The organism is Bittarella massiliensis (ex Durand et al. 2017), from assembly GCF_009876955.1.
Classification (GTDB): Bacteria; Bacillota; Clostridia; order Oscillospirales; family Ruminococcaceae; genus Bittarella; species Bittarella massiliensis.
Genome location: NZ_WWVY01000027.1, coordinates 1 through 5,740 on the forward strand (window position 1 = coordinate 1; position 5,740 = coordinate 5,740).

The 5,740-nt window shown below is 50.1% G+C and carries 8 protein-coding genes; all 8 read left to right on the plus strand.

Annotation, left to right across the window (positions count from 1 at the left end; genetic code table 11):
• Window positions 1–1,522: hypothetical protein (locus tag GT748_RS14565; protein WP_368034547.1), on the plus strand; the 1,522-nt coding region annotated here is incomplete at its 5' end.
• Window positions 1,523–1,730: 208 nt separating this feature from the next.
• Window positions 1,731–2,009: a type II toxin-antitoxin system Phd/YefM family antitoxin gene (locus GT748_RS14570; RefSeq protein ID WP_154275625.1), complete on the plus strand. Its 279-nt coding sequence runs from the start codon at window positions 1,731–1,733 to the stop codon at window positions 2,007–2,009.
• The gene (locus tag GT748_RS14575; RefSeq protein ID WP_173020418.1) at window positions 2,002–2,313 is read left to right on the plus strand and encodes a type II toxin-antitoxin system RelE/ParE family toxin; all 312 of its coding nucleotides are present in this window, start codon (window positions 2,002–2,004) and stop codon (window positions 2,311–2,313) included. The genes GT748_RS14570 and GT748_RS14575 overlap by 8 nt, the downstream gene beginning before the upstream one ends.
• 5 nt (window positions 2,314–2,318) lie before the next feature.
• On the plus strand, window positions 2,319–2,549 hold the full coding sequence (locus GT748_RS14580) for a type II toxin-antitoxin system RelB/DinJ family antitoxin (protein ID WP_161222382.1): 231 nt from the start codon (window positions 2,319–2,321) through the stop codon (window positions 2,547–2,549).
• On the plus strand, window positions 2,546–3,049 hold the full coding sequence (locus tag GT748_RS14585) for a hypothetical protein (RefSeq protein ID WP_155202689.1): 504 nt from the start codon (window positions 2,546–2,548) through the stop codon (window positions 3,047–3,049). The genes GT748_RS14580 and GT748_RS14585 overlap by 4 nt, the downstream gene beginning before the upstream one ends.
• A gap of 73 nt (window positions 3,050–3,122) precedes the next feature.
• Entirely contained in the window at window positions 3,123–3,575 is a 453-nt protein-coding gene (locus tag GT748_RS14590; RefSeq protein WP_149935562.1) for a hypothetical protein, read from the plus strand.
• Window positions 3,576–3,819: 244 nt separating this feature from the next.
• Complete coding sequence (locus tag GT748_RS14595) at window positions 3,820–5,046, plus strand: plasmid recombination protein (protein WP_155202688.1); 1,227 nt, start codon at window positions 3,820–3,822, stop codon at window positions 5,044–5,046.
• A 365-nt stretch (window positions 5,047–5,411) separates the two neighbouring features.
• Window positions 5,412–5,740 (plus strand): hypothetical protein (locus GT748_RS14600; protein WP_161222383.1); only part of this gene is annotated, 329 nt, incomplete at its 3' end.

The window sequence follows — 5,740 nt, forward strand, 5'->3', positions numbered from 1 at the left end:
CGGCGGAGAAGAGGTGAGAAGGATGGTGGATCAGCAGGCGGCTTTGGATCGGTTGAGGGAACTTTATCGGAAAAAAAATGAGCACTTGGAGAAGTTTTTGGAGCCGGTGGAGCCATATGAATTTTATCGTGAGATTTTTCCGGAAGGATCTTTCGAGAGAAAGGGCCATTTTGAGGACAGGAAGGGAAACGGGATTGCGGTGACGGTGCCGAAAGGTGAGGTTGACAAGGCAACCGGGATCGCTCTGCAAATAGAGGAAGATGGTAAGACGAAACGGTGTACCATTACTGATGAGCTGGATGAGCTGCGGGAGCTGCAAGATACTGATTTTACGATTATGTCTCCAATCTCTTATTTTGGGTTGCGTCGGTGCGGCAAGAACGCCCGGTATCTCTATGCCCTGGTGTTTGACCTGGACGGGGTAGGTATGCCCCAGCTCCGGGACACGCTGCACCAGATGAACAAGGATATTCTGCCCCAGGCAACCTTTGTTGTAAACAGCGGGACAGGTCTTCACCTGTATTATGTGCTGAAAGAGCCGGTGCCTATGTACCCGCACAACCAGAAATGCTTGAAAGAGCTGAAATATTCCCTTACTCGGCAGATTTGGAATAAGTTTACCTCTACCATCAAGGAACCGCAAATGCAAGGTATTTTGCAGGGTTTTCGGGTGGTCGGCTCCGGCTCGAAGCTGGGACGGGAGTACCCTGTGAGGGCGTTCCGATTCGGTGGTCCGGTGGAGCTGGCGCGGCTGCTTGACTATATCCCGGACAGCAACGGGGAGCAGCAGCGGCTTGAGGGGCTTATGAAAAAGAGCCGCCTGTCGCTGGCCGAGGCGAAGGAGAAGTACCCGGATTGGTATGAGCGGCGGATTGTCAAGAAGGAGCGGCGGGGCCGCTGGACGGTCAAGCGTGACCTTTACGACTGGTGGCTGCACCGGATTTCCGATGAAATTCGGGTGGGCCATCGTTTCTATGGCATTATGACGCTGGCGATTTATGCGAAAAAATGCGGGATAGACGAGGACGAGCTGCGCCGGGACGCTTTTGCGCTGCTCCGGCCCTACGATGATATGAGTGTGGAGGATATAAACCGCTTTACAAAAGATGATGTGGTGTGCGCCCTGGAAATGTTTAACGAGGACTATGTGACATTCCCCAGGGACGATATAGCGAAACTCTCCGGCCTGACTATGCCTGTCAATAAGCGGAATTGGCGCAAACAGGAGGACCATTTGAGAAGGGCCAGAGCGGTACAGCTTGTAGATTATCCAAATTATGAGTGGGCTGGTAGACCGACAGCCCAGGCGCGGGTTTATGAGTGGCGGCAGGAACACCCGGAGGGCCGCAAGGCCGACTGCCACCGGGAAACTGGCCTTGATCCGAAAACCGTCCGCAAGTGGTGGGATTGTCCGCCGTCAGCGGTGCGCTTTGAAAATGGACATATAACGGTGCGAGTGTCCCCTTCCCAGGAGTTGAGCGATTGGCTCCTGGACGCGCTGCACGATGGGGTTCAGGAATAAGGCTCAGAAAGGCCCCTGTCACGCTTTAGAAGCCGTTTTTAACCCTCCGAGGGAAATAACCGGCCCCCTCTCTACCGCGTCCGGAAAGCCGCATAAATCAAGGCTTTTTTACCTCTAAATGTCCATATAGTCAGGAAAATAGATTGCGAAAAAACGCCTTGATATTTTAGCATAATTACGCTAAAATAATAATATGGAGGTTGATGTTATGAATATGATTAGACCTGTTTCTGATTTGAGAAATAATTTTGCGGACATATCAAAGACTGTGCATGAAACCGCTCAACCTGTTTTTTTGACAAAGAATGGCTATGGTGATATGGTTGTTCTGAGCATGGAGGCATTTGAAAACCTGCAATTTGAGAGCGAGGTATATTTCAAGCTGCAAGAGGCCGAGAGAGAGGCAGAGCTGACGGAGAAACGCTATTCTTCCAAAGATGTGCTGAAAGCGATGAAAGCTGCTATTGGAGGGGAACAGGTTGTATAAATTAGAGTATCTGCCTGTTGCCCGGAAAGATATGCTTGAAATCGTGCGGTATATCAGCCGGGAACTGCAAAACCCGGACGCAGCGGATCGCTTGGCGGTGGAGCTGATCGATGCAGTGGAAGGTGTGTTGCACTTTCCGTATGCAACCCCGGCTTACCAGCCGATCCGTCCCTTGAAGCACGAATACAGAAAAATTTTGGTGCAAAATTATCTGATGTTTTATTGGGTAGATGAAGAAAAAAAGCTGGTGACAGTGGCTCGTGTAGTGTATGCGAAACGGGACTATGGTCGGTTGTTGGAGTGATGGAGATGGGGCAGTTGGTTGAAGTTACGCTGGAGATCGATGCAGAGCTGAAAGAGCAGGCGGAAAAAGTTTTAGCGGAAAATGGTCTGACTTTGGAAGAAGCAACGATTTTGTTTTTTGAAGAGACTGTCCGCTTGGAAAAACTCCCTTTTGAGCTTGACGAGGCTCTGAAACAATACATAAAAGAGCAACCGGACACACCCGCCAGTGATCGTGCTGGGAGTGTGAGACTATGAAAACGATCCGGCAGATAGCCGACGAGATAGGGGTATCAAAGCAGGCTGTTTTCAAAAAAATTAAGCATGAACCACTGTCAACCAGTTTACAGGGGTTGACGGCAACAGTTGACGGTAGGTTGATGGTAGAGGTTGACGGTGAAAAGCTGATAAAACAGGCATTTTCTGAGATTATACCGTCAACCAAAAATGAAGAAAAAACGGCGGAGGTTGATGGTGTGGTTTCTGTTTTACAGGCCACTATCGACACGCTGCAAGGGCAACTTGAAGTGAAAGACCGGCAGCTCGAGCAGCAGGTCCAAGCCATTACCAGGCTCACTGACGCGCTGGCCGCAGCGCAGCAGACAGCGGCAGCGGCCCAGGCTCTTCACGCAGGAACACTCCAACAGCAGTTTCTAACTGGTGTTGTTGAAGAGAGTCAAAAGAACCAAGAACAGGGAAAAAAACATGGTTGGGTGAGAAAAATTTTTTATGGAATTAAAAGTAAAAGCAGTAGTTAAAGAAAAATCCATCTATCTATAGTTTTTGAGAGATTCACATACAATCTTTTTAAATGAGTGGCGGAGAAAACAGATGACTAACAAAAATAAATTTCAAAAATTTGCATTAGTGTTGTATATAATTTTTGTGATAATTCTTTTTGTTCTGTTCTCTTCTGTTTTAATAAAAACAGCGCAAAGAGGAGATTCTTTGTCAAGTACTGGAGATTTTTCGAGAGATGGTGTAATGGATTATGAGACTACAGAGCAAAATGACACTTCTGAACAAGATACTGAAGGTAGCTACGAATTAATTCAAGGAGTAAATGGACAATATGAATACCGTTGTACAAAAATTTGTTCTGAAGAATGCGGCAGGGCTTGCGATACATGTTTGATGAATGGAAAATCTTCCAAGCGCAGTCCAAAGTGTTGTTTTGATTATAGTGCATCAAAACCGATTGGCTGGGTTGGATGCCCCGATTGTGGCGATATTTCCCATCCAGCTTGGTATGATTGGTACAGGAGAGCATTAGGTTTAAAGTAGTCGTTTGTAGGGAGTAGACTACTGTGTCCTATCGGCTTCTTTAGCTCCCGGCAGGGCGCAAAAGCACTTTCATACTGCCGGCCCAGAAGGGGCGGCGGTGTGAAAGTGCTTTTGCGTTACTTTCTCACAAGAAAGTAACAAAGAGGTTGTGGCCTTCGGCCTGGTATGGTAAAATAGGAGTAGTAGGATATAGGCTTTTTGCAGGAAAGGGACGGGTGATTTTATAGGCACAACCATTTCGGGAATGACGGGCCGGGGAAGTATCCGGCACAACAACAGGAGCTTTTCAGCGGCGAATGTAGACCGAAGCAGGTCGGGGCAGAATGTCACCTTTTGCAACGAGGATTTGAAAAAGGTGTACCACGAACTTTTCGATGAAGCCTTGGCCGCCTACAATGCCAAAAAGAAAAAGACCAGGGACAAGATACCAGACTACTATGAGCATATCCGGCAGAGCAAGCAGGAGAAGCTATTTCACGAGGCTGTCTTTCAGATCGGCAACTTGACGGACTGCGGGTGCGGCTCCCCTGAAGGGGAAAGGGCGGCGGCAGCTCTCAAAGAGTTTGCAGCGTCCTTCCAGGAGCGCAACCCTCATCTGCGGGTGTTCAATATGGTGCTGCATATGGACGAGGCCACGCCCCACCTCCATGTGGACTTCGTGCCTGTGGCAACGGAGCAGAGCCGGGGCCTCTCAACGCGGGTATCAATGAAACAGGCGTTAAAGCAGCAGGGGTTTGAAGGGCTGGGACGGAAGCAGACGGAATGGAAAGCCTGGATGGAACGGGAGAAAGAAGCTCTAATGGAAATCGCCCAGGCGCACGAGTTTGAGATTATCAGCTTGGGCGGTGGCCGCGAGCGTATGGAGCTGCCAGAGTACCGGGCAGCGGCCCAGCGGCTTGAAGCTGTCCAGGAACAAGTGATAGCAGCAGAACAGGAGATTGCGACCCTTGAAAAGCAGAGAAAGGCCCTGCAAGGGAATGTGAAGCTGCTGAAAGCGGTGGAGAAGGTCAAGCCCGATCTGGACGCGATACAGCCGGAAAAGACGCTGACAGGGGCCGTCAAGGGTGTGACGGTGGAGCAGGTGAAGGAGCTGAAGGCGGCGGTGATCCGGGGCGCGGCGGCAGAGCAGAAGGTGCGGGAGCTGAAGGTGGAAAACCAACAGCTTCAGCAGAAAATCCCCTCGGTGAAAGAAAAGCTGAAGGAGGCCCAGGAGCGGCAGCGGCTTGAAAATGAAAACCGGCAGCTCAAAGTGCAGGTCGAATACCTGGAAGAAGATTTGAGCTGGGAGCGTGGGATTTCGGCGCAGCTTCGGGAAGGGATCGGTGCGGTGCTGGATTTCCTGGATCGGCACTTGCCGGAGCAGTTCCGGCCCCTGGTCGAAAAGGCGTGGGAGCTGCTACCTGTGCCAGAGGTGCAGCAGCCGGAAAGAGAGCAGGAACGGGGCCGCACCTGGGGCGGTATGGAGCTGTAAAAGAAGCCTGTCCGGGGGACTTGAAAGAGCCGCCCGAACAGGCTATAATAACAGTGAAAAATAGGGAAAAATGTATTGATAATATATGCCCCCCTATGGCCTTTAGGCCAGGATAAATAATAAAAATATTCTCTCTCGGATAGGGAGAAAGTCGGAGGGGGATTAGGGGGTGAGCGGCGGGGTGTGGGAATGTGGTAAACCTGAAAGGTTTTCCATCATTTCCATGCCCCAGAGCGAGGGGGAAAAGGGGGAGGTGACTTTCTCTTTAAGGCCCCGAAGGGGCCGCTCTTTGGCTCCCCCTTTTCCCCCTTTCCGCCCGCAGGCGTTTTTTCTTTTTGCTTCTTTTTCTTTTGGAGGTGCTTTGTATGGGTCGGCAGAAAAAAGAGCCTAAACCGGAGAATAGTAAGACAGTTAGTCAGTGGGGCCGGTTGGGTCGTATTCCCATAGATCCCTTAAAAACGCGGTATATTTGGGATAATTACTATGGGGTGCCGCAATCGGTGTACTATCTTGAGGATAATACAAGAGAAATGACTGATGATGAGAGGGCTGATTTCCAGGCAGATAGGAAGGCCTATAGGTTACGATATATGAAGTTTATTACGGAGGAGCTGGAGCGGCGGAGAAGAGGTGAGAAGGATGGTGGATCAGCAGGCGGCTTTGGATCGGTTGAGGGAACTTTATCGGAAAAAAA

Coding starts and splice junctions, on each gene's coding strand:
- GT748_RS14570 (WP_154275625.1), top strand. CDS start 1,731: ATGAATATGATTAGACCTGTTTCTGATTTGAGAAATAATTTTGCGGAC.
- GT748_RS14580 (WP_161222382.1), top strand. CDS start 2,319: ATGGGGCAGTTGGTTGAAGTTACGCTGGAGATCGATGCAGAGCTGAAA.
- GT748_RS14585 (WP_155202689.1), top strand. CDS start 2,546: ATGAAAACGATCCGGCAGATAGCCGACGAGATAGGGGTATCAAAGCAG.
- GT748_RS14590 (WP_149935562.1), top strand. CDS start 3,123: ATGACTAACAAAAATAAATTTCAAAAATTTGCATTAGTGTTGTATATA.
- GT748_RS14595 (WP_155202688.1), top strand. CDS start 3,820: ATGACGGGCCGGGGAAGTATCCGGCACAACAACAGGAGCTTTTCAGCG.